At 58.5% G+C, this 23,542-nt stretch carries 24 protein-coding genes, 1 tRNA gene and 1 pseudogene; 15 read left to right on the top strand and 11 right to left on the bottom strand.

The genetic code is table 11. The features are described 5' to 3' along the window. Positions 1-171: 171 nt before the first annotated feature. Entirely contained in the window at positions 172-858 is a 687-nt protein-coding gene (locus AC07T0_RS11150; RefSeq protein ID WP_495001224.1) for a helix-turn-helix transcriptional regulator, read from the bottom strand. A 293-nt stretch (positions 859-1,151) separates the two neighbouring features. Continuing rightward, positions 1,152-2,570: a short-chain fatty acid transporter gene (locus AC07T0_RS11145; RefSeq protein ID WP_495001223.1), complete on the bottom strand. Its 1,419-nt coding sequence runs from the start codon at positions 2,568-2,570 to the stop codon at positions 1,152-1,154. A gap of 257 nt (positions 2,571-2,827) precedes the next feature. Between AC07T0_RS11145 and AC07T0_RS11140 the strand changes: the two genes are divergently transcribed. Together AC07T0_RS11140 and AC07T0_RS11135 are read left to right on the top strand one after the other, a co-directional pair. Further along, a complete protein-coding gene (locus tag AC07T0_RS11140) occupies positions 2,828-4,141 on the top strand; it encodes an MFS transporter (RefSeq protein WP_495001222.1) in 1,314 nt (437 codons plus the stop codon). A gap of 163 nt (positions 4,142-4,304) precedes the next feature. Further along, on the top strand, positions 4,305-5,621 hold the full coding sequence (locus tag AC07T0_RS11135) for a methyl-accepting chemotaxis protein (protein WP_495001221.1): 1,317 nt from the start codon (positions 4,305-4,307) through the stop codon (positions 5,619-5,621). On the opposite strand, the gene AC07T0_RS11130 is transcribed toward AC07T0_RS11135, so the two are convergent. Continuing rightward, positions 5,614-6,093: a RidA family protein gene (locus AC07T0_RS11130; RefSeq protein WP_495001220.1), complete on the bottom strand. Its 480-nt coding sequence runs from the start codon at positions 6,091-6,093 to the stop codon at positions 5,614-5,616. The two genes, AC07T0_RS11135 and AC07T0_RS11130, sit on opposite strands and share 8 nt — an antisense overlap. Positions 6,094-6,252: 159 nt before the next feature. Between AC07T0_RS11130 and AC07T0_RS11125 the strand changes: the two genes are divergently transcribed. The 4 genes from AC07T0_RS11125 (at position 6,253) to ddlA (ending at position 10,868) form a co-directional block, all read left to right on the top strand. Next, positions 6,253-7,857, top strand: coding sequence for a sensor domain-containing diguanylate cyclase (locus AC07T0_RS11125; protein ID WP_495001219.1), 1,605 nt, complete (start codon positions 6,253-6,255; stop codon positions 7,855-7,857). A gap of 74 nt (positions 7,858-7,931) precedes the next feature. After that, a complete protein-coding gene (locus AC07T0_RS11120) occupies positions 7,932-8,801 on the top strand; it encodes a Dyp-type peroxidase (RefSeq protein ID WP_495001218.1) in 870 nt (289 codons plus the stop codon). A gap of 294 nt (positions 8,802-9,095) precedes the next feature. Then, complete coding sequence (locus AC07T0_RS11115) at positions 9,096-9,548, top strand: carboxypeptidase regulatory-like domain-containing protein (RefSeq protein ID WP_495001217.1); 453 nt, start codon at positions 9,096-9,098, stop codon at positions 9,546-9,548. Positions 9,549-9,773: 225 nt separating this feature from the next. Next, positions 9,774-10,868: a D-alanine--D-alanine ligase gene (gene ddlA, locus AC07T0_RS11110; RefSeq protein ID WP_495001216.1), complete on the top strand. Its 1,095-nt coding sequence runs from the start codon at positions 9,774-9,776 to the stop codon at positions 10,866-10,868. A gap of 59 nt (positions 10,869-10,927) precedes the next feature. Here ddlA and AC07T0_RS11105 read toward each other — a convergent pair whose 3' ends face one another. The 3 genes from AC07T0_RS11105 to AC07T0_RS11095 form a co-directional block, all read right to left on the bottom strand. Then, the gene (locus AC07T0_RS11105; protein ID WP_495001215.1) at positions 10,928-11,887 is read right to left on the bottom strand and encodes a cation diffusion facilitator family transporter; all 960 of its coding nucleotides are present in this window, start codon (positions 11,885-11,887) and stop codon (positions 10,928-10,930) included. Between the two features lie 376 nt (positions 11,888-12,263). Then, complete coding sequence (locus AC07T0_RS11100; RefSeq protein WP_495001214.1) at positions 12,264-12,935, bottom strand: ATPase; 672 nt, start codon at positions 12,933-12,935, stop codon at positions 12,264-12,266. A 183-nt stretch (positions 12,936-13,118) separates the two neighbouring features. Beyond that, positions 13,119-13,409 (bottom strand): tautomerase family protein, encoded by a 291-nt coding sequence (locus AC07T0_RS11095; RefSeq protein ID WP_495001213.1) that lies wholly within the window; start codon positions 13,407-13,409, stop codon positions 13,119-13,121. 11 nt (positions 13,410-13,420) lie between these two features. On the opposite strand from AC07T0_RS11095, the gene AC07T0_RS11090 reads away from it, so the two are divergent. Both AC07T0_RS11090 and AC07T0_RS11085 read left to right on the top strand, forming a co-directional pair. Then, positions 13,421-13,852, top strand: a complete 432-nt coding sequence (locus AC07T0_RS11090; RefSeq protein WP_495001212.1) for a nuclear transport factor 2 family protein — start codon at positions 13,421-13,423, stop codon at positions 13,850-13,852. 280 nt (positions 13,853-14,132) lie between these two features. Then, positions 14,133-14,669 (top strand): PBECR2 nuclease fold domain-containing protein, encoded by a 537-nt coding sequence (locus AC07T0_RS11085; protein ID WP_495001211.1) that lies wholly within the window; start codon positions 14,133-14,135, stop codon positions 14,667-14,669. A 213-nt stretch (positions 14,670-14,882) separates the two neighbouring features. Here AC07T0_RS11085 and AC07T0_RS11080 read toward each other — a convergent pair whose 3' ends face one another. Further along, on the bottom strand, positions 14,883-15,086 hold the full coding sequence (locus AC07T0_RS11080; protein WP_495001210.1) for a hypothetical protein: 204 nt from the start codon (positions 15,084-15,086) through the stop codon (positions 14,883-14,885). Positions 15,087-15,130: 44 nt separating this feature from the next. After that, positions 15,131-16,066 (bottom strand): LysR family transcriptional regulator, encoded by a 936-nt coding sequence (locus AC07T0_RS11075; protein ID WP_495001209.1) that lies wholly within the window; start codon positions 16,064-16,066, stop codon positions 15,131-15,133. A gap of 153 nt (positions 16,067-16,219) precedes the next feature. Here AC07T0_RS11075 and lysA point away from each other — a divergent pair, with 153 nt between their 5' ends. Further along, a complete protein-coding gene (gene lysA / locus AC07T0_RS11070; protein ID WP_495001208.1) occupies positions 16,220-17,458 on the top strand; it encodes a diaminopimelate decarboxylase in 1,239 nt (412 codons plus the stop codon). 27 nt (positions 17,459-17,485) lie between these two features. Here lysA and AC07T0_RS11065 read toward each other — a convergent pair whose 3' ends face one another. Next, positions 17,486-18,919: an acyltransferase family protein gene (locus AC07T0_RS11065; RefSeq protein WP_495001207.1), complete on the bottom strand. Its 1,434-nt coding sequence runs from the start codon at positions 18,917-18,919 to the stop codon at positions 17,486-17,488. A gap of 375 nt (positions 18,920-19,294) precedes the next feature. On the opposite strand from AC07T0_RS11065, the gene AC07T0_RS11060 reads away from it, so the two are divergent. The 4 genes from AC07T0_RS11060 (at position 19,295) to AC07T0_RS11045 (ending at position 21,455) form a co-directional block, all read left to right on the top strand. Next, positions 19,295-19,561 (top strand): ParD-like family protein, encoded by a 267-nt coding sequence (locus tag AC07T0_RS11060; RefSeq protein WP_248794918.1) that lies wholly within the window; start codon positions 19,295-19,297, stop codon positions 19,559-19,561. Then, positions 19,558-20,349, top strand: coding sequence for a type I methionyl aminopeptidase (gene map / locus AC07T0_RS11055; protein WP_495001206.1), 792 nt, complete (start codon positions 19,558-19,560; stop codon positions 20,347-20,349). The genes AC07T0_RS11060 and map overlap by 4 nt, the downstream gene beginning before the upstream one ends. A 284-nt stretch (positions 20,350-20,633) precedes the next feature. Continuing rightward, positions 20,634-20,972 (top strand): hypothetical protein, encoded by a 339-nt coding sequence (locus AC07T0_RS11050; protein WP_495001205.1) that lies wholly within the window; start codon positions 20,634-20,636, stop codon positions 20,970-20,972. Between the two features lie 357 nt (positions 20,973-21,329). Continuing rightward, positions 21,330-21,455, top strand: a complete 126-nt coding sequence (locus tag AC07T0_RS11045) for a hypothetical protein (RefSeq protein ID WP_495001204.1) — start codon at positions 21,330-21,332, stop codon at positions 21,453-21,455. Position 21,456: 1 nt separating this feature from the next. Here AC07T0_RS11045 and AC07T0_RS11040 read toward each other — a convergent pair whose 3' ends face one another. After that, positions 21,457-22,302: a LysR family transcriptional regulator gene (locus tag AC07T0_RS11040; RefSeq protein ID WP_495001203.1), complete on the bottom strand. Its 846-nt coding sequence runs from the start codon at positions 22,300-22,302 to the stop codon at positions 21,457-21,459. A 438-nt stretch (positions 22,303-22,740) separates the two neighbouring features. On the opposite strand from AC07T0_RS11040, the pseudogene AC07T0_RS11035 reads away from it, so the two are divergent. After that, a pseudogene (locus AC07T0_RS11035) lies at positions 22,741-22,929 on the top strand (helix-turn-helix domain-containing protein); the annotation flags it as partial. 73 nt (positions 22,930-23,002) lie between these two features. Further along, a complete protein-coding gene (locus AC07T0_RS11030) occupies positions 23,003-23,335 on the top strand; it encodes a hypothetical protein (RefSeq protein WP_495001202.1) in 333 nt (110 codons plus the stop codon). Between the two features lie 114 nt (positions 23,336-23,449). On the opposite strand, the gene AC07T0_RS11025 is transcribed toward AC07T0_RS11030, so the two are convergent. Continuing rightward, a tRNA-Met gene (locus tag AC07T0_RS11025) sits at positions 23,450-23,526 on the bottom strand. Between the last annotated feature and the right edge of the window lie 16 nt (positions 23,527-23,542).

Below are 23,542 nucleotides of genomic sequence, written 5' to 3'. Positions count from 1 at the left end.
GTTTGACGTATCAAAATATTTCGCATCGCAACTTAGCAATGCAATATGACGGAACAGCGACAGATCCGTTCTGCCGCCGGGCAGTATGCCGATTGTCGAGGGTGTGGGGCAGGAATTGGGTTACGGAATTTTGCTGGTGGTAGTGGCGGGCTTGAGCTTTTTCCGGGGGCCTTACAAGGCCCCGCACTGAATCGCCGCGACCATCGCCGCGATTTTGTTGGTGGTGCCGGTCTTGCTGATCGCGTTGGCGATATGGAAGTTCACGGTGCGCACGTTGAGCTCGAGCAACTGGGCGATTTCCGGCGCGGTCTTACCTTCGCCCGACCACTTCAATACCTCGACTTCCCGAGGCGACAACAGATACATGGGCGTTGTCGGCAGGTCGCGGGTGGCCGCCGAATGCAGGACATTGCACAGCCACAGGATATGTCCGGCGTGGTGATAGAACTCGCGACGGTCGATTTCCCCCTCGGAGCGGGCGACACACAGGATGCTCTGGTGCCCCTGCACATGCTGTACTGCCTGGGACCAGCCATAGCGTATGCCAAACGATTGCTTTTTTGTCCAGAACGCGGGGGACTTGGCAAAAGTTTCCGGCGACCAGAACACGGGCAGGTGCGAATGCCGGACGCGGGTCAGCAGCGGGTCTATTTTCTGGAGATTCTGGTCCTGGTAGTACCGGTTCCATTCCTCGGGATAATTGTTCTTTATCCAGGCGGCGGTCCCGTGGCCCAGTTTGACGTAGCGGTAATAGGGATAGCCTAGTTGCCTGACCAGGCCGGGCAAGAGTTCGAGCAGTTCCTGCTCGTCTTGCTTTGAACCCAGAAGCCGCAGTTGCTCTTCTTTCCACTGGTTCATGATGCATCCACCTTGAAGCACGACGGGTGGGGCTGGGCACGTTCTGAAAAAGTCGATGGTACGATCGTGCCGGTTTTGTCTAGGCAGACTAATACATGACGTGAACAGCGGCCTACATAATTATTTGCGTTCTTGTGCACTTGTTCAGCATCAATTCAGCATTGTGACTATTCGTGTCGTCGTTTTTGAGACTGAAGCTTGCATTGATGGTTTTCAGGTCGGAGCGAGTCGCAAGAGCGCTGGTCACAGCGCTCTTGAATTCGTCCAGGATTGCAGCCCGAAGGCTCGAGGTGCTATGGCATCACCGGCCCGTTGTAGGCCAGCGTTGTCCCCAGTGCCCAGAGCAGGAACAGCACCAGCGGCGCATGCACCAGCAGTTGCACGAAGGAGAAGCCGATCAGGTCCCGCGCCTTCAAGCCCAGCACGCCCAGCAGCGGCAGCATGTAGAAGGGGTTGATCAGGTTCGGCAGCGCCTCGGCGGCGTTGTAGATCTGCACCGCCCAGCCCAGGTGGTATTTCAGGTCATTGGCCACCTGCATCACATAGGGCGCCTCGATGATCCATTTGCCGCCACCGGAAGGGATGAAGAAGCCCAGCACCGCCGAGTACACGCCCATCAGCAATGCGTAGGTGTCGTGGGAGGCGATCTGGGTAAAGAAGGTCGAGATGTGGTGAGCCAGGGTCAGGGCATCGCCGCCCTTGACCGTGGTCATCAGCGCCGCGATGGAACCGTACAGCGGGAACTGGATCAGCACGCCGGTGGTGGTCGGCACCGCGCGGGCCACTGCGTCGAGAAAGCTGCGCGGACGCCAGTGCAGCAGCGCACCGGCCATCAGGAACAGGAAATTGTAGGTGTTCAGGCCGGAAATGGCGCTGATCGCCGGTTTGGTCGAGAACTCGTGGAACAGCCAGCCGGCGGCCAGCAGGGCCAGCAGAATGGTCAGCAGCGGGCTGTATTCCAGCCATTCACCGGGGCGCGAGCGCTTGCTCAGCGGTGGCAGGTTGAAACTCGGGTCGACGCCGCAGGCCTTGGCATCCCGGGCCGAATCAGGCCCTGGTGCGGTGGCGTAGGCGATCACCAGCGAGACCACGATCAGCGCCAACAGGAGCACACCGGACTGCCAGAGGAAGATGGTCTGGGTGAACGGAATCACCCCGGTGATCGACAGGATCGACGGCGGCAGGCTGGCCGGGTTGGCCTGCAACTGGGCGGCGGACGAGGACAGCCCGAGGGCCCAGACAGCGCCCAGGCCCAGATAGGCCGCGGCACCGGCGGCGCGGTAATCCATGCGCAGGTCGGTGCGGCGCGCCAGGGCGCGGACCAGCAAGCCGCCGAAGACCAGGGACAGGCCCCAGTTCAGCAGCGAGGCGACCATGGAAATCAGCGCGACCCAGGCCACCGCCGAGCGGCCGTTCTTCGGCAGCCGGGCCAGGCGGTCGATCAGCTTCACCGCCGGTGGCGAACTGGCGACCACATAACCGCCGATCACCACGAAGGCCATCTGCATGGTGAAGGGAATCAGGCTCCAGAAACCGTCGCCGAAGGCCATCGCGGCTTCGCTCGGCTTGGCGCCGATGGCCAGGGTGGCCAGGGTGACGACGATCACCGCCAGCGCGGCGAACACCCAGGAGTCGGGAAACCAGCGCTCGGCCCAATTCGAGCAGTGCAGGGCAAAGCGGGCGTAGCGGCTGGTTTCGATAGCAGCGGCCATTGGACGGTCCTCTTGTTCTTGATCTTATTGGGGGCCACAGGCGCAACGCTGGGGGCGCAACCTGCGGGCTGGTGTCCACGATAAATCAATCCCGTGGCATTTTCCGATTTTGGTTAGTAGCAGAGTGATATTGCTTATCCAGGGGCCATTGGCGATATCGGCCCAATGCCATTGGCAAACTCAGGTATCCTCCGATTTTTTGCAGCGCCGGCCTAACGGGCCGATGCGCCACTTGAATACGTTGCCAGAGTGTTTTCATGACTGTCGATCACATTCCACACGCCCGTCGTTTTGCCCGGTCCGACTACAAGACCCTGGGCCTGGCGGCGTTGGGCGGTGCGCTGGAAATCTACGATTTCATCATTTTCATGTTCTTCGCGCTGACCCTCAGCGACCTGTTCTTCCCCCCGCAAATGCCCGAATGGTTGCGCCTGCTGCAAAGCTTCGGGATTTTCGTCACCGGCTATCTGGCGCGACCGCTTGGTGGCATCCTGATGGCGCATTTCGCCGACCGCTTGGGGCGCAAGCGGGTCTTCAGCTTGAGCATCCTGATGATGGCCCTGCCGTGTCTGCTGATCGGGATCATGCCGACCTATGCCCAGATCGGTTACTGGGCGCCCCTGCTGCTGTTGCTGCTGCGGGTATTGCAAGGCGCGGCGGTGGGCGGCGAGGTGCCGAGTGCCTGGGTCTTCGTCGCCGAGCACGCACCGCCCGGGCAGCGTGGTTATGCCCTGGGGGTTTTGCAGGCCGGGCTGACCTTCGGTTATCTGCTGGGCGCCTTGACCGCGACCGCCCTGGCGCGAATCTACAGCCCCAGTGAGATCCTCGATTTCGCCTGGCGTTTTCCGTTCCTGCTGGGCGGGGTATTCGGCGTGATCGGGGTCTGGTTGCGTCGCTGGCTGAGTGAAACCCCGGTGTTCATGGCTTTGCAGGCGCGCCGGGAGGAGGGCGAGGAGGTGCCGCTGCAGGCGGTCTTGCGCACCCACCGCCGGGCGATCCTGCCGGCGATGCTGCTGACCTGTGTGCTGACCTCGGCGGTGGTGGTATTGGTGGTGGTTACGCCGACCGTGATGCAGAAAGTCTTTGGCATGAGTGCCAGTCATACCTTCGCCTTGAGCAGCCTGGGGATTGTGTTTCTGAACATTGGCTGCGTGCTGGCGGGCCTGCTGGTCGACCGCATCGGTGCCTGGCGCGCGGTGCTGTTCTACAGCGCCTTGCTGCCGCTGGGCATCGCGCTGCTCTACAGCTGCCTGATCCATGGTGCTGAATGGATTGGCCTGGCCTATGCCCTGGCGGGCCTGGCCTGTGGCGTGGTGGGGGCGGTGCCTTCGGTGATGGTGGGGTTGTTCCCGGCGCGCATCCGGGTCTCCGGTATTTCCTTTACCTACAACATTGCCTATGCACTCTGGGCCAGCACCACACCGCTGTTTCTGATCGGCCTGATGCCCTGGAGCCCTTGGGTCTGCGTTGGTTATTGCGCGGTGATGGGCGGCGTCGGGGTGCTGATCGCGTTGTACTTCGCTCCACGTGCAGCCGCGACGGCCGAGGCTTCGAGCGTTCGCGGCTGCTGAGCCGCGTCCGTCGGTAGCGACGCGCTGCACTCAGCGCGTCTCGGTGACTTTCTTGAGGAACCGCGGCTGATTGAATAACCCGGAATCTTCCTTCAGAAAAAACTGCCCTAGCCGATGCCAATGTCAGATTACCCGCGCTTTCATTTGCCCATCGGTGCCTTCCATGTTTAACAAACGCTTGAAGCAGGAGCTGTCGGCTCTTCGTGAAGAACTCTCCAGTCTCCAGCAAGTCAAGGACAGCCTGGAACAGGAAATGCTCGTGCTGACCCTGGACCCCGATGGTCGCATCGAATCGGTCAACCAGAACTTCACCCAGGAAATGCTCTACCCGAGTGGTTCGCTGCTGGGGCGCAGTCTTGACGAGTTTGTGCCGGACTACCTCAAACACTCGGATTTTCACCAGCGTTTCAAGAATGCCCTGACCCGTGGCGAGCATTTCAGCGGCGCGGTGCGCTTGTTGCGCGGCAACGGCCAGGAAGCCTGGCTGCGCTCGATCCTGCAGCCGATTCGGGATTCCCAGGGGCGAATCCGCAGTTTTTCGATTTACTCCAACGACCTGACCCGGACCATCGAATCGTCCCGCGAGCACGAAAACCTGATCGGCGCGCTGTTGCGCTCCACCGCCGTGATCGAGTTCAACCTGGCCGGTGACGTGCTCACGGCCAACGACCGTTTCCTCAGCGCCATGGGCTACAGCCTGGCGCAGATCCAGGGCAAGCATCACCGCCTGTTCTGCGAGCCGGCGGAATACAACAGCGCCGATTACCAGGCTTTCTGGAAACGCTTGAATTCCGGCGAGTTCGTCGCCGGTCGTTTCAAACGGGTCGACAGCCGTGGTCGCGAGGTCTGGCTGGAGGCGTCCTATAACCCGGTACTCGATGCCAACGAAAAGCTCTACAAAGTGGTCAAGTTCGCCACCGTGATCACCGACCAGGTGAACCAGGAGAAGGCGGTGGCCGAAGCGGCGAACATTGCCTACAGCACTTCACTGCAGACCGACAGCACCGCCCAGCGCGGGACCACCGTGGTGACCCAGGCCGTGGAAGTGATGCGCGACCTGGCGGCCCACATGCAAACCGCCAGTGACGGCATCGAAGCCTTGAACGCGCAGTCCCAGGTGATTGGCTCCATCGTCAAGACCATCAGTGGCATCGCCGAGCAGACCAACCTGCTGGCGCTCAACGCGGCGATCGAGGCGGCACGCGCGGGTGAGCAAGGTCGTGGTTTTGCGGTGGTGGCCGACGAAGTGCGGCAGCTGGCTTCGCGCACCAGCCAGGCCACCGACGAGATCGTCGGCGTGGTGCGGCAGAACCAGGATATGGCGCGCGATGCGGTGTCGCTGATGAACAGCGGCAAGACCCAGGCCGAGGAAGGTCTTGCGCTGGCGGCGGAGGCGGGCACGGTGATCGTCGAGATCCAGGACGGCGCGCAGAAGGTGGTCAATGCGGTCGGGCAGTTCGCCAACCAGCTGACTAATTGAGCGCCACCACCATATCCACCTCGACCGAGGCGTTTTTCGGCAGTTGGAATACCCCGACCGAGGTGCGCGTATGCACCCCGGCTTCGCCGAACACCGAATACAGTACCTCGGACGCGCCGTCGGCGACTTCACTCTGTTGGGTGAAGTCCGCCGCGCTCTGCACATACACATTGATGCGCAAGACTTTCCTGATCTGCCCCAGGTCGCCATCGAGCAGTTGTCGCAAAATCGCCAGGGCGCGCATGGTGCTGATCTGAGCCCCGTGCCGTGCCCGCTCCAGTGTGGTTTCGGCGCCGACCCGGCCCGTCACCATCACGGTATTGTCGATGCGCGGAATCTGCCCGCTGACATACACTTCAAGATCGTTGCGCACCGCCGGCACGTAGTTACCGCCGATCTTCATTTCACCGTCGAAGCTGTAGCCGAGTTCCCGGGCGATGGCATCAAATGAGGCGTTTCTGGTGTCTGACATGGTCCAGCTCCTGATAAGAGAGGTTCGGTTCGTGCGGGCCAAGCGCGATCCGGCCTGTGTAAGGCTCTGCGGCGGCGTTCGCGTAGGGTTGGGGAAAATAGCGAAAAGTGCAATGTCGTCGGTTACACTCCCGTAATGTCAAAAAAACATCATGCAGTTTTGACCTTTGCCCGAATCTACAACAGCGTGTTGACCCGACTGCTGGTGTTGGCGCTGTGCATTGTTATTTCTGGCGCTGTCATACGCTATTACGTGCTGACCAACTTCCTGCGCGAGGATTTGAGCGCCGTCGTGGAAGGCCAGCAGTTGGCGTTGGCGAGTTATGTCGCGCACGATGTCGACACCAAGATTATTCGCTCTCGGCTATTGGTCGAGCGCCTCGCGGACAGCGTGCCCCTTGAGCTACTGGCACAGCCTGAACAACTGCAAGCCTGGCTGAAAGAGCGCTCCCCCTACCAGGCCTTGTTCTCGACCGATACCTTCATCGTCAACGCCATGGGCAAACGGGTGGCGGGTTATCCCGACGAGGACGCGGCCGACACGGACTATGCCGATCGTGATTATATTCAGGCGGGATTGGCCGGTAAGTCGCTGATCGGACGGCCAGTGGTGAGTCAGGCAGACGCCCAGCTTATGCTACCGGTAGCCGCCCCCATCAGAGATGGCGCGGGTAAGGTGCGGGCGGTACTGGTTGGCATGACGGCACTCGCCGCTCCCGGGTTCCTTGATTCATTGCTGCAAAGTCGCGGGCGAATGGCAACCGGGGCGTTCCAACTGGTTTTTCCGGAAAGTCACCTGCAGGTCGGCTCCTCCCGGCTTGGGATGGCCTTCAAACCGACAGCGCCTGAGGGGCTCAATGTGCTGCAGGACCGGGCCATGGAGGGGTTTCGCGGTGCCGGGATTACCCTCAACGCCGAGGGCCAGGAGGAGGTCCGCGCCATGGCCTCCGTGCCCAGTACGGGCTGGTTTATCGTGGCCAGTTTGCCGAGCCGCGAGGCGTTTGCAACCGTTGAGCGGACCCAGAGTTTCCTGATCAAGGGGGCTATCTCCTCGATTTTTCTGTTCGGCACTATCTGCTCCATCGTGCTGTACTTTGTCTTTCGTCCGTTGTTCCAGGCCGCCGCGCAGGCAGACTGCATGACCCGTGACGAACTGCCGCATGCACCCTTGCCGGTGGTTCGTCACGATGAAGTCGGTCACTTGATCTCGGCGTTCAATCGCTTGTTGCGCAAACTCAACGAGAAACAGGCGGAACTCGAAAAGATAGCTCATCACGACACGCTGACGGGCTTGCCCAACCGACATCACCTGTCTGGCCGCCTGCGTCAGGTGTTGGCCCAGGCCCAGCGCAAAGACACGCAGGTCGGCTTGTTGTTCATGGACCTCGATGGCTTCAAACGGATCAATGACACCCTTGGGCACGAGGCCGGTGACGAGGTGTTGCGTCAGGTGGCGAAGCGTTTTGGGGTTGTGGTACGGATGAGCGATACCCTGGCGCGTATCGGCGGTGATGAGTTCGTTGTCCTGCTCAGCGACCTGGGCACCGATGCAGAGGAGACCGTGATTACCGTGGCCACCAAGTGCATCGCGGCGCTGAGTACGCCGTTTCTCATTGCCGGTACGGTTTGCCAGGTGGGGGTCTCGATCGGTATCGCCCTGGGCAACGGCGAAAGCTCCGCCGATGCGCTGCTGCTGACCGCGGATCGGGTCATGTACCAAGCCAAGAAAACCGGGCGCGGTCGCTACATGACCCACAAGCTCTGAGGACGCTCCCGGCTCAGTCGCAAGCGTAGCGGGCGCAACAAAGGTAAACTCCAAGCTTTCCCAAAGGAGTTCCCATGAGTCACTACCAGCCCGGCATTCTCGCCAAGCCTGTGCCCTTGCAGGCACGCCACCTGTTCTTCGCCCTTGAATCCGCCGAAGCATTGCCGGCTGCACTGGACAATCTCACCCGGCTGGTGGACGTAAAGCACACCGTGGTCGGTTTTGGCGAGTCGCTGGTGCAGGTGCTGGGCGCTCATGTCCCGGGGCTGCGGGCCTTTCCCGTGATCACCGGGGCGGGTGTGGATAATCCGTCGACCCAGCATGCCCTGTGGTGCTGGTTGCAGGGTGAAGACCGTGGCGAGTTGTTGCACCGCAGCCGTGCGCTGGAGCAGGCGCTGGCGCCGGCCTTGAGGTTGGTGCAAATGACCGAGGCGTTCCGGCACAAGAGCGGTCATGACCTGACCGGTTATGAAGACGGCACCGAAAACCCGCAGGACGAGGCCGCCGTCGAGGCCGGGATCGCCGCGGACGGCGGCAGTTTTGCCGCGATCCAGCAGTGGCAGCATGACCTGGACGGTTTCGCCGCGCTGCCAGCCCATGAGCAGGACAACATCATCGGGCGGCGCAAGAGCGACAATGAGGAGCTGGACGCTGCGCCGGAGTCCGCCCACGTCAAACGTACCGCCCAGGAGCGCTTTGCCCCGGAGGCCTTCGTGGTGCGTCGCTCGATGCCCTGGTCGAACGAGCAGGGCGCCGGCCTGATGTTCCTGGCGTTCGGCCATTCCTTCGCGGCCTTCGAGGCGCAATTGCGGCGTATGAGTGGCTTGGACGATGGCATCGTCGACGCTTTGTATCGCTTCAGTCGGCCGATTACCGGCGGCTACTACTGGTGCCCGCCGTTGAGCGAAGGACGTTTGGACCTGGGCGTGCTGGGCGCCGCTTGAGTCCAGGCTTGGCCTGACCCCACGCCCGATGTCGCGCATCGGGCGTTTTCACCCCTCTCTCTGGAAACTGGTCGTCCTATCCGGGCCCGGCCTGGTTTGAAATTGATCTAAGCGGGCTGTCGGTTGGCACTAAACTTAAGGTGCAGTCGCTGCGAAATGAAGTTAACCCCCCCCCCGCTCATCCACGCAGCTTGCTCGCCATCCAGAGACCCGCACCCGACTGTCGAATGAAATCGGGCGACAGCCCGCAGAAGGATGAGACTCGGGCTCCACCGGAGCCAGGGAGTGTTCATCATGATCTCCATTCGTGCTCTTTTGCTCTGTACCTTGCCTGGCCTTGTGCTGTTGGGCGTGTCGCCGACGGTTCGGGCTGTGGGTGACAGTGAACCGATCAACCAGGAAGCGGTGCAGCTATCGCCGCAGACTCAGAACGGCGTGTCTTACCTGACCGGCGGTATCGGCGAGGATGAAAGCCAGGCATTGGCTCATACTCACGGTTACAACCTGCATATTGTTTCGACCGTGGGGCCCAAAGGGGAATACATGCCTGGTGTGGATATCACGATCCACAAGGTCGGGGGCGCCTCGGTGCTGTCTCTGAGCCAGGTCGGGCCGATGGTGTACGTCAAGTTACCCGCAGGCAAGTACGAGGTTGTCAGCCAATATAATGGTCATGAGGAAAGACAGAGTGTCGTCCTCAATGGCGAAGCCAGTCAGACGGTGAGTGTGCATTGGCGAAACGAATAGTGCGCGTCCTGTAGGCGCTGGCTTGCCAGCGGTGGCGCGGTGCGTACGGCATCGCAATTGCCGGTGATAACCGCGTTGCCTCTTGCAGCGCAATCACTGGCAAGCCAGCTGTGGTGTGGCCATCAAGAAATTCCCCATCAGGGGGATGCCAAATCCCCGCCTTGCGAATAGTCTGCGTACAGAGGGAATTCCCCTGAAACACAGATTTGGACACGAGGTCGGAAGATGGGCAAGTTGCGAGTCGGGATTATTTTCGGTGGATTGGGGGCCGAGCACGAGGTGTCGTTGCAATCGGCGCGCAATGTGGTCGATGCGCTGGATCGCGAGCGTTTCGAGCCGATCCTGATCGGCATCGACAAGCAGGGCCGCTGGCACCTCAACGACAGCTCCAACTACCTGATCAATGCCGAAAACCCGGCGCTTATCGCCTTGAACCAATCCAATCGCGAACTGGCCGTGGTCCCCGGCAAGTCCAGTCAGCAGTTGGTGGACACCAGCAGCCAGGCGCTGCTGGAGCAGGTCGATGTGATCTTCCCTATCGTCCACGGCACCCTCGGCGAAGACGGTTGCCTGCAAGGCTTGTTGCGCATGACCGAGCTGCCCTTTGTCGGCTCCGATGTGCTGGGCTCGGCGGTGTGCATGGACAAGGACGTGAGCAAGCGTCTGTTGCGCGATGCCGGGCTGGCGGTGACCCCCTTTATCACCGTGAACCGGGCCAGCGCCGCGAGGTTCGGCTTCGAGGCCGCACAGGTGAAGCTGGGCCTGCCACTGTTCATCAAACCGGCGAACCAGGGCTCTTCGGTGGGTGTGAGCAAGGTCGAGACGGCCGAGGAGTACCAGGCCGCGCTGGCCCTGGCGCTGGGCTTCGACGAAAAGGTCCTGATTGAATCGGCGGTCAGCGGGCGGGAGATCGAATGCGCGATCCTCGGCAACGACCAGCCGATGGCCAGCGGTTGCGGCGAGATCGTCGTGCGCAGCGGCTTCTATTCCTACGACAGCAAATACATTGACGAGCAGGCTGCCGAAGTCGTGGTGCCGGCGGCGCTCAGCGAACAGGACAGCGAGCGCATTCGCGCGCAGGCCATTGAGGCCTTCCAGGTGTTGGGTTGCTCCGGATTGGCGCGGGTCGATGTGTTTCTTACCGCGGACGGTGAAGTGTTGATCAACGAGGTCAACTCACTGCCCGGTTTTACCCGCATCAGCATGTACCCCAAGCTCTGGCAGGCGGCGGGAATGAGTTACAGCGAACTGGTCAGCCGTCTGATCGAACTGGCGCTGGAGCGGCATGCGATGCGCAAGAATCTGAAGAACAGTCGTTAAAAGGCCCGAAGCCGCTTCGCGCGCTTCAGGCCTGGTAAACGCTTGGAAGAACCTGGGTTTCAGGCTCCGGATCGGGACGGGTCGAGATGATCCAGGTCCGGTCGATGCCAGGGGTCAATGTGCGTCATCAGGTTCAGGACCCGATGGCGCAGCATGACATTTTCCCGCGCGGCCACGGCAATCGCATGCCCCTCCTCAACGGAAATCGAAGCTTCCACTTCGATATGCGCATCGACCGCGAGCATATCGCCCATTTTGCGCGTGCGTACATCGTGCACGCCCTTGATGCCAGGGGTTTCCAGGAGCGTGGTGCGAATGGAGGCCACCTCTTCTTCATCAGCGGCGCTGTCCATCAGGTCATTCAAGGCGTTCCAACCGAACGACCAGCCCATCCTGGCAATCATGCCACCGACCACCAGCGCGGCAATCGGGTCGAGAATCGGATAGCCCGCCAGGTTGCCGACAATACCGATACCGACCACCAGCGACGAGGCCGCATCCGAGCGTGCATGCCAGGCGTTGGCAATCAACAGGCTCGATTTCACCTTCTTCGCCACTCCGAGCATGTAGCGAAACAGCAGTTCCTTGGTCAGCAACGCGGCGCCCGCCACCCACAAGGCCGTCATATGGACCGTCTGGATGGACTCCGGGGTTTGCAGCTTGAGCACGGCCGAACCGACCATGCCGATGCCCACGGCCAGCAGCAGCAGGCCGAGGATCATCGAGGCGGCGGTTTCAAAGCGCAGGTGCCCATAGGGATGGCCATCGTCGGCGTCCTGCTTGCTCTTATGGCTGGCGAACAACACCACAAAGTCGGCAATCAAGTCCGACAGAGAGTGGATACCGTCGGCAATCAGGCCCTGGGACTTCGACAGGATACCCACGACGATCTGCGTGCAGGACAGCGCCAGATTGACGCCCACGCTCGCCCAGGTACAACGGGAAGCCGCTGTCGCTCGTTCGGCGGGAGTGCAGTATTGGTCCTCAGCGTCTTCGGAGAACTTTTCATCATTCATCATGTGCTTTTCCATTATTCGCAAATGACTATCCGCTCGCGGCACTCAAGGCGTTCCGGCTAATTAAGTGGCAGCTTTGATGTGATCGACAATCATTGGCGTTCGCCTTGAAACAGGCATGAACAAGGGACAAAGCATACTTAAAAGTTGGGTGGGATACACAGGCTATTTAAATAATCAGGGCGATTGAAAAATTGTTTCGTATACCGATCGCCTATGTTCTCAAATGCGAATCTTAATGTTTCGTCAGCGACTGTTCGAAGGCACTCGCACTCACGCCAATAGCCTTATATCCGGTTATCGGCGGAGGAGGGATATTGATTGGCGGGCGAGTCGAAAAGAGCCGGGGGAGCGTGGCTCCCCCTGGCGATGGGTGGTATCAGTTGGTGGCGACCCGGTCGGTTTCACCCGAGCTGACCAGCGCTTTGAGCGAGGTATCGAACTGCTTCAGGGCGTTGACCTGCAACTCGCGTTGTTGGTTGATTTGCGCGGCAATCTCCGGCGCGGCCTTGCCATGGACCCAGATCGAAGGCAGCTCCTTGCCACCGACGCCTTCAGCCTTGCCGATGTATTGCAGGTTCGAATCGTAGAAGGTGGCGACGAAACGTGCTTCGAACTGGTTGTTGCGTTTGGTCACCAGGCGGCTGTAGGTGTCGAGCATCACCACCACGTCAGGACGGGCCTTTACCAATGCATCAAGGTTGTCGTAGACGGTCACCGAGGTGAACTGTTTCTGCAGTGAGCCCATCAGCCAGTCGATGGCCAGCTTCGGATCGGAGCTGTTGACGAAGGCGTCGCTGATGCGCGGGTCCAGCGCGGCGTTCTTCGCGCCGCTCAGCGCAACGCTGTGGTAGCGCTCAAGGTACTGGAGCGTGCTGACAGTGTTTTCGCTGTAGAGCACTCCCACTGACTGGGCATGTTTCAGGCTGGCGGCGCTATCGGCCACCGGCAGGAAATGGCAGGACTGATCGTCGGCCGCGTAGGTGGGGGTGGTGGCGAGGAAACCGCCGGTCAATACGGCGACAAGAGCCAGCAAGGTAGAAATTCTCATCGCGCGTTTTCCTTCTGAAGTCGGTTCGGCATAACGCTATCCTCCTCCTTTGACAGAAAAACTGAACTTGCATTCCTTGATGGTTACTATCAATTGAACGAATGATAGGCGGCCGTGCCTTGAAGTGTAGCCGTCAATGGGGCGCCGCATTGAGTGCGCCACCCCAATATTTAAAATGTCATCTCATTCGGTTGGCGCGTACTGCATCTCACTGTTGCCGAACGACCCGTCCTGGTGTTTTGCATCGACCAGGCTGATCCACACATCCTCTTTGCGCAGTCCGGTCCTGGTGTGAATCCCCTCGGCGGTTGCCTTGTAGAACGCTTTCTTGACCTCAACCGTTCGGCCCCCATCCAGGTCGCCTGGATAAACAAGCACTTTGTCCGTGGGGCCGCTCGGCAAAAGGTTGTTGTGTTGTACGATGACTGACGATATGGTCGGCAGCGAGAGCCGCTCATGTACCCATAACAACAAGGAAATGCCCGATGAAAAGAATCAAATTGCTTATTGGTTTCCTCTGCCTCTTCAGTGGCTACGTAGCCGCGGCCCCTTCGGCGGGAGAGACGGAGGTTGCCGCCGCGGTGGACCATCTGACCCAGGCTATGTTGAGCAGGAACATTCCTGAGTTGAAAGCCCTGACCTCCGAGAACCTGACCTACGGGCATTCCAGCGGCAAGGTGCAGGGCAAGAAAGACTTTATCGGCGATATCGAAACAGGGAAAAGCGCCTTCAAGACGCTGGAGATGCAGAACCAGACCATTACCCTGTCAGGTGACGTGGCGTTTGTCCGCCATCATTTTTCGGGACAGGCGATCAAGGGCAGCGAACTGGTGCCTACCGAGATCGAAAACTTCCAGGTCTGGCAGAAACAGCACGGCAAATGGCTGTTGGTGGGGCGGCAGGCCTTTCATCTTTGATCTTTGCGTAACAGAGGGGAGAGCTCAGGCCGATATGGTCTGAGCCACAGGTATTATTTGATTTTTCATTTCGAATTTTTATCGGTACTTGAAGTTGTCTTTTTGAAAATTTGCACCGTCTATCAATACAGAGCTGTTTGATATTGCATGTAGGGATTATCCTCTTTATTTGTGTGAATGGTGATGCCAAGAGGTTTTGGCGATTAAATGATAAGGGGGGCGAAAAATCAGTGTGAAGTTGGTATTAGTCTAGGTGCCCCGCAATCGTTGAATACATTTAATGACTACAGATGTGCGCCTACAGACCAGGGAAGAGCCTGGTCAGCTCAAGTGGTTTGATTTCGATTTGCCCGATCTTCGAAAACTCACCAGAGAGCTGCGATCTGCTGCGCTTGAGGAGGTTACGCGTGCCGACAATTTTGAAGGGGCGCTTGCTATTCTTTACGAACACTTCGGTTTCACTGACATTTCAATTGCCGTCGTCAGTTTTGAAACACCTGTGGGTATCGTGTGGGTGCCACGTAATAGCTTGGATCATATTGTTGAGAAACGTGCAGATTCGCGAGAGCGCTATGTCAGGCATGCTCTGGATACCCTGACAGGCCCTTTTGAGGTATGGCGCATTGGGGGGCATCGACTGGCATTTATCAATGCCGATGAAGCCAAAAACGATATGATCGTAGTGGTAGATATTCAGCGAGGGCACGTTCTCTGGAATTTCTTTCATGCTCCCTCAAGGTCGATGAATAAGCATCGCCAGGGCGAGTTGCTGTATCGGCGTTATGAGTTGAAGGGCAAAGAAAAAGGGCAGCTTTGATAAGCTGCCCTTTGGGAATTGAATCCTGATATTAGCATCCTCAGGAAATGGGATGAGAGGTCTCACCTTACGCCGATTTTGCAGTATCGCCGAGGTACCTACGTCGCCTGTTGCCCTGCAAGGCAGTCGATTTCGCGCTCTGTTGACAAGAGTATTCACCGTTGAGGCTATCGTCAAGCGCGAATAGTTTGCAAATCATGAGGGGGCAGGAGGCTACATGACAAACTGCTTCAGGGCCGCCATCATGGCAATTGTCAAGGCCGCAAGTCCCACGGCACTCGTCCATTGGGCTTCTGGCGTTTCGGCGAACCATGAACCCTTGGCTGGGTATTTACCTCGGGTGATCAGTTTCACGATGGGCCAGCCAACGGGAAAGCAAATGGCGTGAAAAATCACTTCGGCCAATACATCGAGCAATTTCGTACGTCCTTGTAGCGGGTAAGAGAATCAATGCCTGGAGTCTACAAGTTCACACTCGATTGAGCACGGATCGCCGCCAATCGAGCTTCAACCGCCGAAGCCTGTTCCCGCAACGCCTCCTCAAACAGGCTGACCAACCTGGAAGCTGGGCGGTGCAAAGGTTTGATCAGGCTGACAGTAAAGGGAATCGAAACGCTGAACGGGCGGATCTCCAGGCCTTGCCCGACGAAATCCAGTGCCGTCAGCGGGTTGACGATGGCCAGGCCGACGCGCTCGCGAACCATGGCGCAGACCGAAGCGGCGCTATGGGTTTCCAGCACCATGTGCCGCTCGACCTGGGCTTGGCGGAAAATCTCGTCGATCTGCTGCCTGTAGCTATCGAGGCTGGACAGGCTGATGAAGGGTTTCGAGACGAAGTCCTCAGGTGCCAGTACCGGCTTCTCCAGAAGCGGATGACCCGTCGGCAAGACACAGACTTCATCCACCGTCATCAAGGGCGACAGCTCTGTCCCCGGCGGCGCGTTCGCCACTTCGGTCAGCCCCAGGTCGAAGCGTTGAGCCGACAGCCACTCCTCCAGCAACGGCGATTCCTGTGGCGTGATACTCATGCTCGCTTTGGGGAACTGCGTAACGAAACGCTGGCACGCCCTGGGCAATAAGGATTGCGAGAACACCGGCAGGCAGGCAATGGACAACGGGCCCTGCTCGAACTCCCGCAATGACGCCGCTGTGTTGAGAATCCGCCCCAAGCCGAAGTAGGCCCGTTGCACCTCCTCGAATAGCGAGAGGGCTTGGGCCGTCGGTCGCAAGCGGCCACGCACACGATCAAACAATCTGAGTTGAGTGAGTTGTTCAAAACGCGCCAACTCGCGACTGACCGTTGGTTGAGAGGTATGCAGCATGGCCGCGGCTTCCGTCACACTGCCGGTGGTCATGACTGCCCTGAACACTTCTATATGGCGTAACGTGGCTGACATGGTCTGGGCTCGGCCTCTTTGATGCCCATATCGTAAATGAATAGCTTTACCGAATATTGATATTTTATGACTGAGCCTTCTTTCTGCATCATGCCCCCGACTGCGCGATAGCCCCTTTGCTGCGCGCGCATTGCTTACCGGAGGCCTGCTGATATGAAAACCCTCGCTGACGACCTGTTGCGGCAACTGGCCGAGCGCCATGGCACCCCCTTGTGGGTGTATGACGGTCAGTTGATTCAAGAACGCATCCGGCAGCTGGCTGCTTTCGACACGGTGCGTTTTGCCCAGAAAGCCTGTTCCAACCTCCATATCCTGCGTTCGATGCGCGAGGCCGGGGCGAAGGTGGACGCAGTTTCTCTCGGCGAGATCGAGCGCGCACTGCAGGCCGGATTCAGCACTGATCCTGTGCAAGGCGTGGCAGGTATCGTGTTCACGGCCGATGTGTTTGATCGAGCGACCTTGCAGCGAGTGGTCGAAGCACAGGTCGAGGTCAATATCGGTTCAATCGACATGCTGCATCAGCTGGGGCCGCTTTCCCCTGGTCACCGCGTATGGCTGCGGATCAATCCGGGCTTTGGCCACGGGCACAGCCGCAAGACCAATACCGGTGGCGAAAACAGCAAGCACGGGATCTGGCATGCCCAGTTGGAAGAAGCCCTGGCGCTGGTTCGGGATTACGGCCTGCGCCTGGTGGGGCTGCACATGCACATTGGTTCCGGGGTGGACTACCAGCATCTACAGCAAGTGTGCGGCAGCCTGGCCGAATTGGTGGTGGGCCTGGACCAGGATATCGAGGCCATTTCAGCGGGTGGCGGCTTATCGGTGCCCTACCGGGCCGGAGAACAGCCGGTCGATGTCGATCATTATTTTGCGCAGTGGGATCACGCCAGAAAGCGGATTGAGCGCCATCTGGGCCACGCCATTCGCCTGGAAATCGAGCCGGGACGCTTTCTGGTGGCGGAGGCCGGTGTGCTGGTATCGGAGGTGCGTGCCACCAAGCCAATGGGCGGCAATCATTTCACCCTGGTCGATGCCGGCTTCAATGACCTGATGCGCCCGTCGCTGTACGGCAGTTATCACGAAATCTCATTGCTGACCCGGCGCGATGAGCCATTGCCCATGCGGGCGACGGTTGTGGCCGGGCCTCTTTGCGAGTCCGGCGACGTCTTCACCCAGTCCGAAGGCGGGATCGTCGAGTCTCGCCTGTTACCCATTGCCGAGGTGGGCGATTACCTGGTGTTCCATACCACTGGCGCTTACGGCGCCTCGATGTCCTCCAACTACAATAGCCGTACCCAGGCGGCGGAAGTGTTGGTGACTGAGCGCGAGTCTCGCCTGATCAGGACGCGCCAGAGCTTGAGTACGCTGTTGCAGCTTGAGGAGGGCGGCTAAGAAGGACGATTTGGGCATCGGTATTATTTATAAAGGTGCGGCGACGATGTCAAGGTCCATCGGCGGTAGTTGTAACTTTCCAGCCGCGGTAAAGACCTTGACTATATGTTTTCCGGGGGTGGTCAATATGGACTGGGGGACCACAATGGTGATGCCGGACTTTCCGACAAAAGTGAGTGACTGTAATTCGGATATAGTGGCGTTCGAGAGCATGTCCGCCCGGCTGTTCAGCGCCATCCACATAACAAGAGAGCCGTCCGGTTGCAGCGGTCCTTTATCGCCTATCTGATAGACGGTAGGGCCATAAGCGGTTACGGCGAGTTTTGTCCCGCGGACAAAGTTATCAATGTCCGAAAACTGGAAATATACCAGCCCGAGGCTAATCGACAGCACTGAAGCCGGCACTGCATAACGTCCGAATTTAGCCTGTTTTTCAGGCGAAACGAGGGTCCTGAGTTTGAGTGTTGGCTGTTCAATCAACCGATACGAGGCCATGCTGGCGAGCAGAGAAACGGGCAGCCCGATAATAACCACATACCCAAAGCTCAGTTTGAAATGAAACTGAAGCAGTACGAGTATGGGAACGTGCCAGAGATAAAAGCTATACGAAATCTTGCCGAGGTTGACGAGAGGCGGGAGGCTCAATAGCTTTGCGTCGAGGGTGCCGCTCTTCAGTGTCAATCGCAGAATCAGCATAAGACTGAAAGCGGACATGATCAGGCTATGTTGGATGCTCCACGTCCAGGAACTGCAAATCCAACCGATAGCGAGCATGGGCAAGAGAGGGAGGGTTGCGATAAAACGTTCCAAGAACTGCCGGGCGAACGGTGTTCTGCTGGCAACCGCGCCGACGGCACCGATCAAGATCGCTTGAAACCGGGTATCAGCCGAATAATATATTCGGGCATACGACAGTTGCGCTTTGGCCATGTACATGGCATAGGCAACGGCCAGCGCAAGCACTAGCAAAAAAATAAAGAACGTCGTCTTTGCCGTTGTCCGTGTGGCCAATATCCAGACGATAGGAAATAAAAGGTAGAATTGCTCCTCGACGGAAAGGGACCAGGTATGTCCAAGATAGAAACTGAACCCGTCACTGAACCCTGACGTCCACGACTGCGAGTACAAGATGGACGATAATACATCTTCATATATGTTGCTGCGGCCACCAGAAACGCCACAGATGACAACGACAACAATGCACAAGACGGCCAGTGCCGGAAACAGTCTCAAAAAACGCTTGAAATAGAATATCCAGAGGAAATTTTTGCTCTCTCGAGCATTGTTAAGCACTTCGCTAATCAAGTATCCGCTGAGCACGAAAAATAGGTCGACGCCAAAGGAGCCGCCGGTAAAACCCATGTTTAAATGAGTGATAAAGACAAGGGCGATAGCCAGGCCGCGCAGTCCATCGAACGCCGGGTTGTAGGCCAGACTGTGCTGCGTAGAAGCTTTCTCCATTATTTCCGCTCAAATTCCATGATTTTTTATGGGGGCGCCTTGTACGCGATGATCGTCCGGGCTGCCTCTAAGGGGCTCCTCGAATATATCCAAATCAGCGTGTCTCCATCCGGAGGGTCGGTGACGAGGTAGTTGAAACATAAGCCTGTGCCAACCCCCTCATCAGCCTGATGACATCGGCCAAAGCGCTGGCATCGGGAGGGTGGCAAGGTGCCACTGGCACGAGCTTTATACAGGGGTGGTCGGAGGCTGCCAACTACTCCATTGGAGGGGGCGTTACCGAACAGGTCGGCATAGAACTTGGCGCTGAGATTGCGATCCCTGGTCATGATCGGATAATATACGTTTCATATATAATTCATATCGAGTGGGCCCATGGGTATCGTCAAAATTTCAGAGAGCATGCATGAGAACCTGCGTGTCGCCAGCGATGCGTTGAGTCGTTCGATCAATGCCCAGGCCGAGCACTGGATGCGCATCGGCATGCTGGCGGAGTTGCATCCCAACCTGGATCACCGCGACATCAGCCGCTTGCTGGTACGTGCTGAACTGGAGGGCGGTCTCGATGTGAAACAGTTGTGCGCGCTCGCGGATCTTTCGCAAGGCGCTCGGGCTCATGCCGCGCCGGGAGCCCAGCAATGAAGAGCAACGTCAAAATCAATACGCCGGCGCAAATAGCCCAGTCCGGCACGGCGGGCAAGCTGGCCGCCGAGGTGCTGGCGATGATCGCTCCCCACGTCAAGGCGGGGGTCACCACCGACCAGTTGGATCAGCTTTGTCACGACTACATCGTCAACGTGCAGAAGGCCATTCCCGGCAATGTCGGTTATCACGGTTTTCCGAAAACCGTGTGTACCTCTGTCAACGAGGTGGTCTGCCATGGCATCCCGACGGCCAAGGCCCTGAAGGATGGCGACATCGTCAATATCGACATCGCCGTGGTCAAGGATGGCTGGTACGGCGACACCAGCCGCATGTACTTCGTCGGTGAGCCCAGCGCGCAAGCTCGCCACCTGGTCAGGACCACTTATGAAGCCATGTGCGCCGGTATTCGTGTGGTCCGCCCCGGGGTCACGCTGGGCGATATCGGTCACGCGATTCAGAGCGTTGCCGAACGGGACGGATTCAGCGTGGTGCGCGAGTACTGCGGTCATGGTATCGGCAAGATCTACCATGATGAGCCGCAGGTTCTGCATTACGGTTATCCGGGGCAGGGCATGACCCTGAAAGCCGGAATGATCTTCACCATCGAGCCCATGCTCAACGCCGGCAAACGTCATGTGAAAACCCTGGCCGATGGCTGGACGGTGATCACCAAGGATCACTCACTCTCGGCCCAGTGGGAGCATATGGTGGCCGTCACTGACAACGGCTTCGAGGTGTTGACCCCTTGGCCGGACAAGTCCGATGAGTATCCAGCGGTTGTTTAGACGCCTGAAACCGCCAACGACATCAACCCAGCTGGGCTTTCAACTCGTCAGCTGCCTGGGGTGGCGTTTCGTCGCTCGCCGCCCGGGCCGGCGATTGTGAGGGGGTTATTCATGAAACCGCTCAATACAGATGTTTAATTCAGCATCGGTTCAGGTAACGGACGGGGTACAGGCTTTACCCAATATTTACTTTGGTAGGTTGTGAATTCATCGAAAAAAACTGTCTGAGAGGTATTCCCGGAGATATTATTAAAGCCGGTTCGGTGTAAAGAAGAGGACTTATCATGATTAGTCGACTCTCAAAAATGAAAGTAGCTGTCTTGCTCATTGGCGTACTCGCCATTGCAGGGCAGGCTGAGGCCCGTGGTGGCTACGGTTATGGTTACGGTCATGGTTACGGTCACGGTGGGGGCTGGGGCTGGGGTGGTCCAGCCCTGTTGGGCGCAGTGGTCGGTGGTCTCGTAGTAGGCTCGGTCGTCGCCAACTCCCAGCCTCCGGTTTACGTGCAACAGCCGGTTTATGTCCAGCCGCAGCCGGTGTATATCCAGCAACCGCCGCCGGTCTACTACCAGGCACCGCCACCGGGCTACTACTACCAGCCACAACCGATTCCGGCGCGTTAAGTCGTTGCGAGGCATTGCTACGTAGGTCCCGCCGTATAACGACAAACCCCGCCGAGCGGGGTTTGGAGGTTTGACTGACTTCAACAGCGCTTAGGCGGTGACGCTGATGGTTTCGCCAATGCTTTGCCCGCTGCCGCTCACGGAGGGCTTGGCGGATGCGCTCGTGCTGCTTTGTGCTGCGTGACGGTGATCGTGCCTGGGGGCTGCCGTGGTGCTAGAAAACCATGCATCTGATTGGCCACCTTGATGCGCTCGCAGCAAGCGCAACGCTTATCACTGAAATAGCCCGCGACGTCTGTTTCACGCACTATTCCCCTCTCCATACTGGTGCTTCTGGAACCCACCAAGGAAGCCAATATGGAACAGTATCGAATGCGCTCGCTGATGATCATACTTGTACATCTCGCGGCATTCGTCCTCGTCAGCCTGGGCTTGCTGAGCCTGACGATGATGATGGCCTTGACCGGACGCTTGTTCTTCTAGCTCAACCGTTTGAAATGTCGGCACTCAACGTACTGATCAGCGCTTGCGCCTGGGCGTCGCGCTGTGCGGTATAGAGCACGATTTCACGCGAGGGCAGGGGCGGCAGGTCGATCCGCTGTGCCACGTCGACACAGCCGTTTGGCGCCATGCGCCCGACCATCGCGCCTATTCCAATGCCGGCCGCCACTGCTGCGCCGATGGCCAGAATCCCGCTGCCGACAAAAACCTCTTCCCAAGGGCGGTTCTGTGTTTGTAGCGCCGCCATCACCATGCTCCGCATACCGCAGGGCTCCGGTTGTATCGCCAGGGGTAAAGCTGCTCCGGGTGGCAGTTCGAAGTCTTGTGCGGCCATCCAGATGAATCGCGCTGCGCCAATCACCTCACCGTCCTGGCGTCGGTTGTCATGCCTCAGGATCAAGGCCGCATCCAGCTTGCCCTGTTCGTAGTTCTCCAGCATGTCCCGGGAAGTGCCCAGGCTGAAGGCGACGATAACCTCCGGGTCGGTGTTCGCCATGCGTCGCAGCCACAGGGTGAGATCGGCCCCGACAATGTGATGGCTGACGCCGACCCGCAGGGTGCGTTTCTGCTTGCCGAAGCAGTTCATCGCTTGCTGGTAGTTATCCAGCAAGTGCCGTGCGCTGGCCAGGAAAGTCTGCCCGTGAGCCGATAACGTGACCCGTCGCGGCGTGCGTTCCAGCAGCTTGCGACCAAGGGTTTCTTCCAGGCGCTTTATCTTCAGGCTGATAGCCGCTTGGGTGCCGCCTATAACATCAGCGGCGCGGGTGAAGCTCTTGAGTTCCGCGACCAGGACAAACGCCTGGATAGCATCGATGTCGGGCATTTTCATGGTTGCGCCTGAGGTCCTGTATCGAAGGTAGTGAAGTTACCATGACAAGTGACATGTGTGCCGAAGGCGGCTTTTGCAGCCGTATGATTTACCTCGGCCTGGCGTCTGCGAGATGTCTGGTGTGGATTTGAGAGGTGTCGGAGGGAGCGTTTTTTTACAGTCTGGGTGCCTCGAAAGTCATAGGGTGTGTTCCTGTCATCGCAGACCGTTCTAGCAGACTGGAAAACGTACAGTTCATAAACTGGCGGTCGTTTTCATCATGCCCATTCCTGTCTGCACACATCCGTGAGCGCAAGCGCCTCGTGGTTCGAACGAAGTTTCCTGGCCCCCCAAACCAAGTCGCACTGCCTTGTCTTCTGAAAGCCTCTTACTGTACGTGAGTGCGTTCTCAGGCGAGTGGTCGGTTGAGTGTTGCGTCACCGTACCTGAACGACTAAGAAGGTCAAAATGATCAGGCAGGCGACCGGGTTTTCTCAGGCGCGGTTTGCGAAAGCGATTGATGTACCGGTAGGGGCGCTACAGAACTGGGAGCAGGGGCGACGTGAGCCAGAGGGGCCGGCAAGGGCGTTGTTGCGGGCTTTGCACAATGATCCGGGGCATGTGTTGGCGGCACTTGAGCATCACTAAGGCACCAGGGGCGGCCAGGTTTACACCAGCGTCAAAAAAGTTGTGGAAGGCTTGTCTCCCATGGAGAAGGAAAATGGGTGATGTCGTTTCTGGTCAGTGGGATGACAAGAAAGGGGACGCGAGCAATACTGGTGGTGAGGAACCGCCTGGAGATCATCCCATGGAAGCACGCGTAGCGGCCTTGGAGAAGGTAATCCCTGAGATCAGGGAGCGGCTTGCTCGCGTCGAGACAAAACTCGACAGCGTCGAAAAGAACATGGCAACCAAGTTCGATGTGGAGGCTCTGCGCGGCTCAATCGCTACTGACGTTCAAAAAGTCGTCAGTGACTCGACTTGGCGCTTCGTGCAAATTTCGGCCGTTCTCGCAGGGCTCGCCTTCACGGCGGCAAAATTCATCCACCCGTAAATTCTGAGCTCCGCGAGGCCCATCTCCGGGTCTGTCGTTTCTGCCTTCCTTGTCCACCACTTTTCTCCAGGCATAAAAAAACGGCCTACCTTTCGGTAAGCCGTTTTTAGTACTTGGTGGCTACACAGGGACTTGAACCCCGGACCCCAGCATTATGAATGCTATGCTCTAACCAACTGAGCTATGTAGCCAAGTGGCGCGCATTAT

It is taken from the genome of Pseudomonas sp. GW821-FHT04D07 (assembly GCF_059420225.1).
The sequence above is the reverse complement of the archived record's forward strand: the minus strand, read 5'-3'. Positions and strand labels throughout refer to the sequence as shown.

What these genes read in the sequence shown, in the direction of transcription:
- AC07T0_RS11150 (WP_495001224.1), bottom strand. Translation starts at nt 858, where the DNA reads ATGAACCAGTGGAAAGAAGAGCAACTGCGGCTTCTGGGTTCAAAGCAA.
- AC07T0_RS11145 (WP_495001223.1), bottom strand. Translation starts at nt 2,570, where the DNA reads ATGGCCGCTGCTATCGAAACCAGCCGCTACGCCCGCTTTGCCCTGCAC.
- AC07T0_RS11140 (WP_495001222.1), top strand. Translation starts at nt 2,828, where the DNA reads ATGACTGTCGATCACATTCCACACGCCCGTCGTTTTGCCCGGTCCGAC.
- AC07T0_RS11135 (WP_495001221.1), top strand. Translation starts at nt 4,305, where the DNA reads ATGTTTAACAAACGCTTGAAGCAGGAGCTGTCGGCTCTTCGTGAAGAA.
- AC07T0_RS11130 (WP_495001220.1), bottom strand. Translation starts at nt 6,093, where the DNA reads ATGTCAGACACCAGAAACGCCTCATTTGATGCCATCGCCCGGGAACTC.
- AC07T0_RS11120 (WP_495001218.1), top strand. Translation starts at nt 7,932, where the DNA reads ATGAGTCACTACCAGCCCGGCATTCTCGCCAAGCCTGTGCCCTTGCAG.
- AC07T0_RS11115 (WP_495001217.1), top strand. Translation starts at nt 9,096, where the DNA reads ATGATCTCCATTCGTGCTCTTTTGCTCTGTACCTTGCCTGGCCTTGTG.
- ddlA (WP_495001216.1), top strand. Translation starts at nt 9,774, where the DNA reads ATGGGCAAGTTGCGAGTCGGGATTATTTTCGGTGGATTGGGGGCCGAG.
- AC07T0_RS11105 (WP_495001215.1), bottom strand. Translation starts at nt 11,887, where the DNA reads ATGATGAATGATGAAAAGTTCTCCGAAGACGCTGAGGACCAATACTGC.
- AC07T0_RS11100 (WP_495001214.1), bottom strand. Translation starts at nt 12,935, where the DNA reads ATGAGAATTTCTACCTTGCTGGCTCTTGTCGCCGTATTGACCGGCGGT.
- AC07T0_RS11090 (WP_495001212.1), top strand. Translation starts at nt 13,421, where the DNA reads ATGAAAAGAATCAAATTGCTTATTGGTTTCCTCTGCCTCTTCAGTGGC.
- AC07T0_RS11085 (WP_495001211.1), top strand. Translation starts at nt 14,133, where the DNA reads ATGACTACAGATGTGCGCCTACAGACCAGGGAAGAGCCTGGTCAGCTC.
- AC07T0_RS11075 (WP_495001209.1), bottom strand. Translation starts at nt 16,066, where the DNA reads ATGTCAGCCACGTTACGCCATATAGAAGTGTTCAGGGCAGTCATGACC.
- lysA (WP_495001208.1), top strand. Translation starts at nt 16,220, where the DNA reads ATGAAAACCCTCGCTGACGACCTGTTGCGGCAACTGGCCGAGCGCCAT.
- AC07T0_RS11065 (WP_495001207.1), bottom strand. Translation starts at nt 18,919, where the DNA reads ATGGAGAAAGCTTCTACGCAGCACAGTCTGGCCTACAACCCGGCGTTC.
- AC07T0_RS11060 (WP_248794918.1), top strand. Translation starts at nt 19,295, where the DNA reads ATGGGTATCGTCAAAATTTCAGAGAGCATGCATGAGAACCTGCGTGTC.
- map (WP_495001206.1), top strand. Translation starts at nt 19,558, where the DNA reads ATGAAGAGCAACGTCAAAATCAATACGCCGGCGCAAATAGCCCAGTCC.
- AC07T0_RS11050 (WP_495001205.1), top strand. Translation starts at nt 20,634, where the DNA reads ATGATTAGTCGACTCTCAAAAATGAAAGTAGCTGTCTTGCTCATTGGC.
- AC07T0_RS11045 (WP_495001204.1), top strand. Translation starts at nt 21,330, where the DNA reads ATGGAACAGTATCGAATGCGCTCGCTGATGATCATACTTGTACATCTC.
- AC07T0_RS11040 (WP_495001203.1), bottom strand. Translation starts at nt 22,302, where the DNA reads ATGAAAATGCCCGACATCGATGCTATCCAGGCGTTTGTCCTGGTCGCG.
- AC07T0_RS11030 (WP_495001202.1), top strand. Translation starts at nt 23,003, where the DNA reads ATGGGTGATGTCGTTTCTGGTCAGTGGGATGACAAGAAAGGGGACGCG.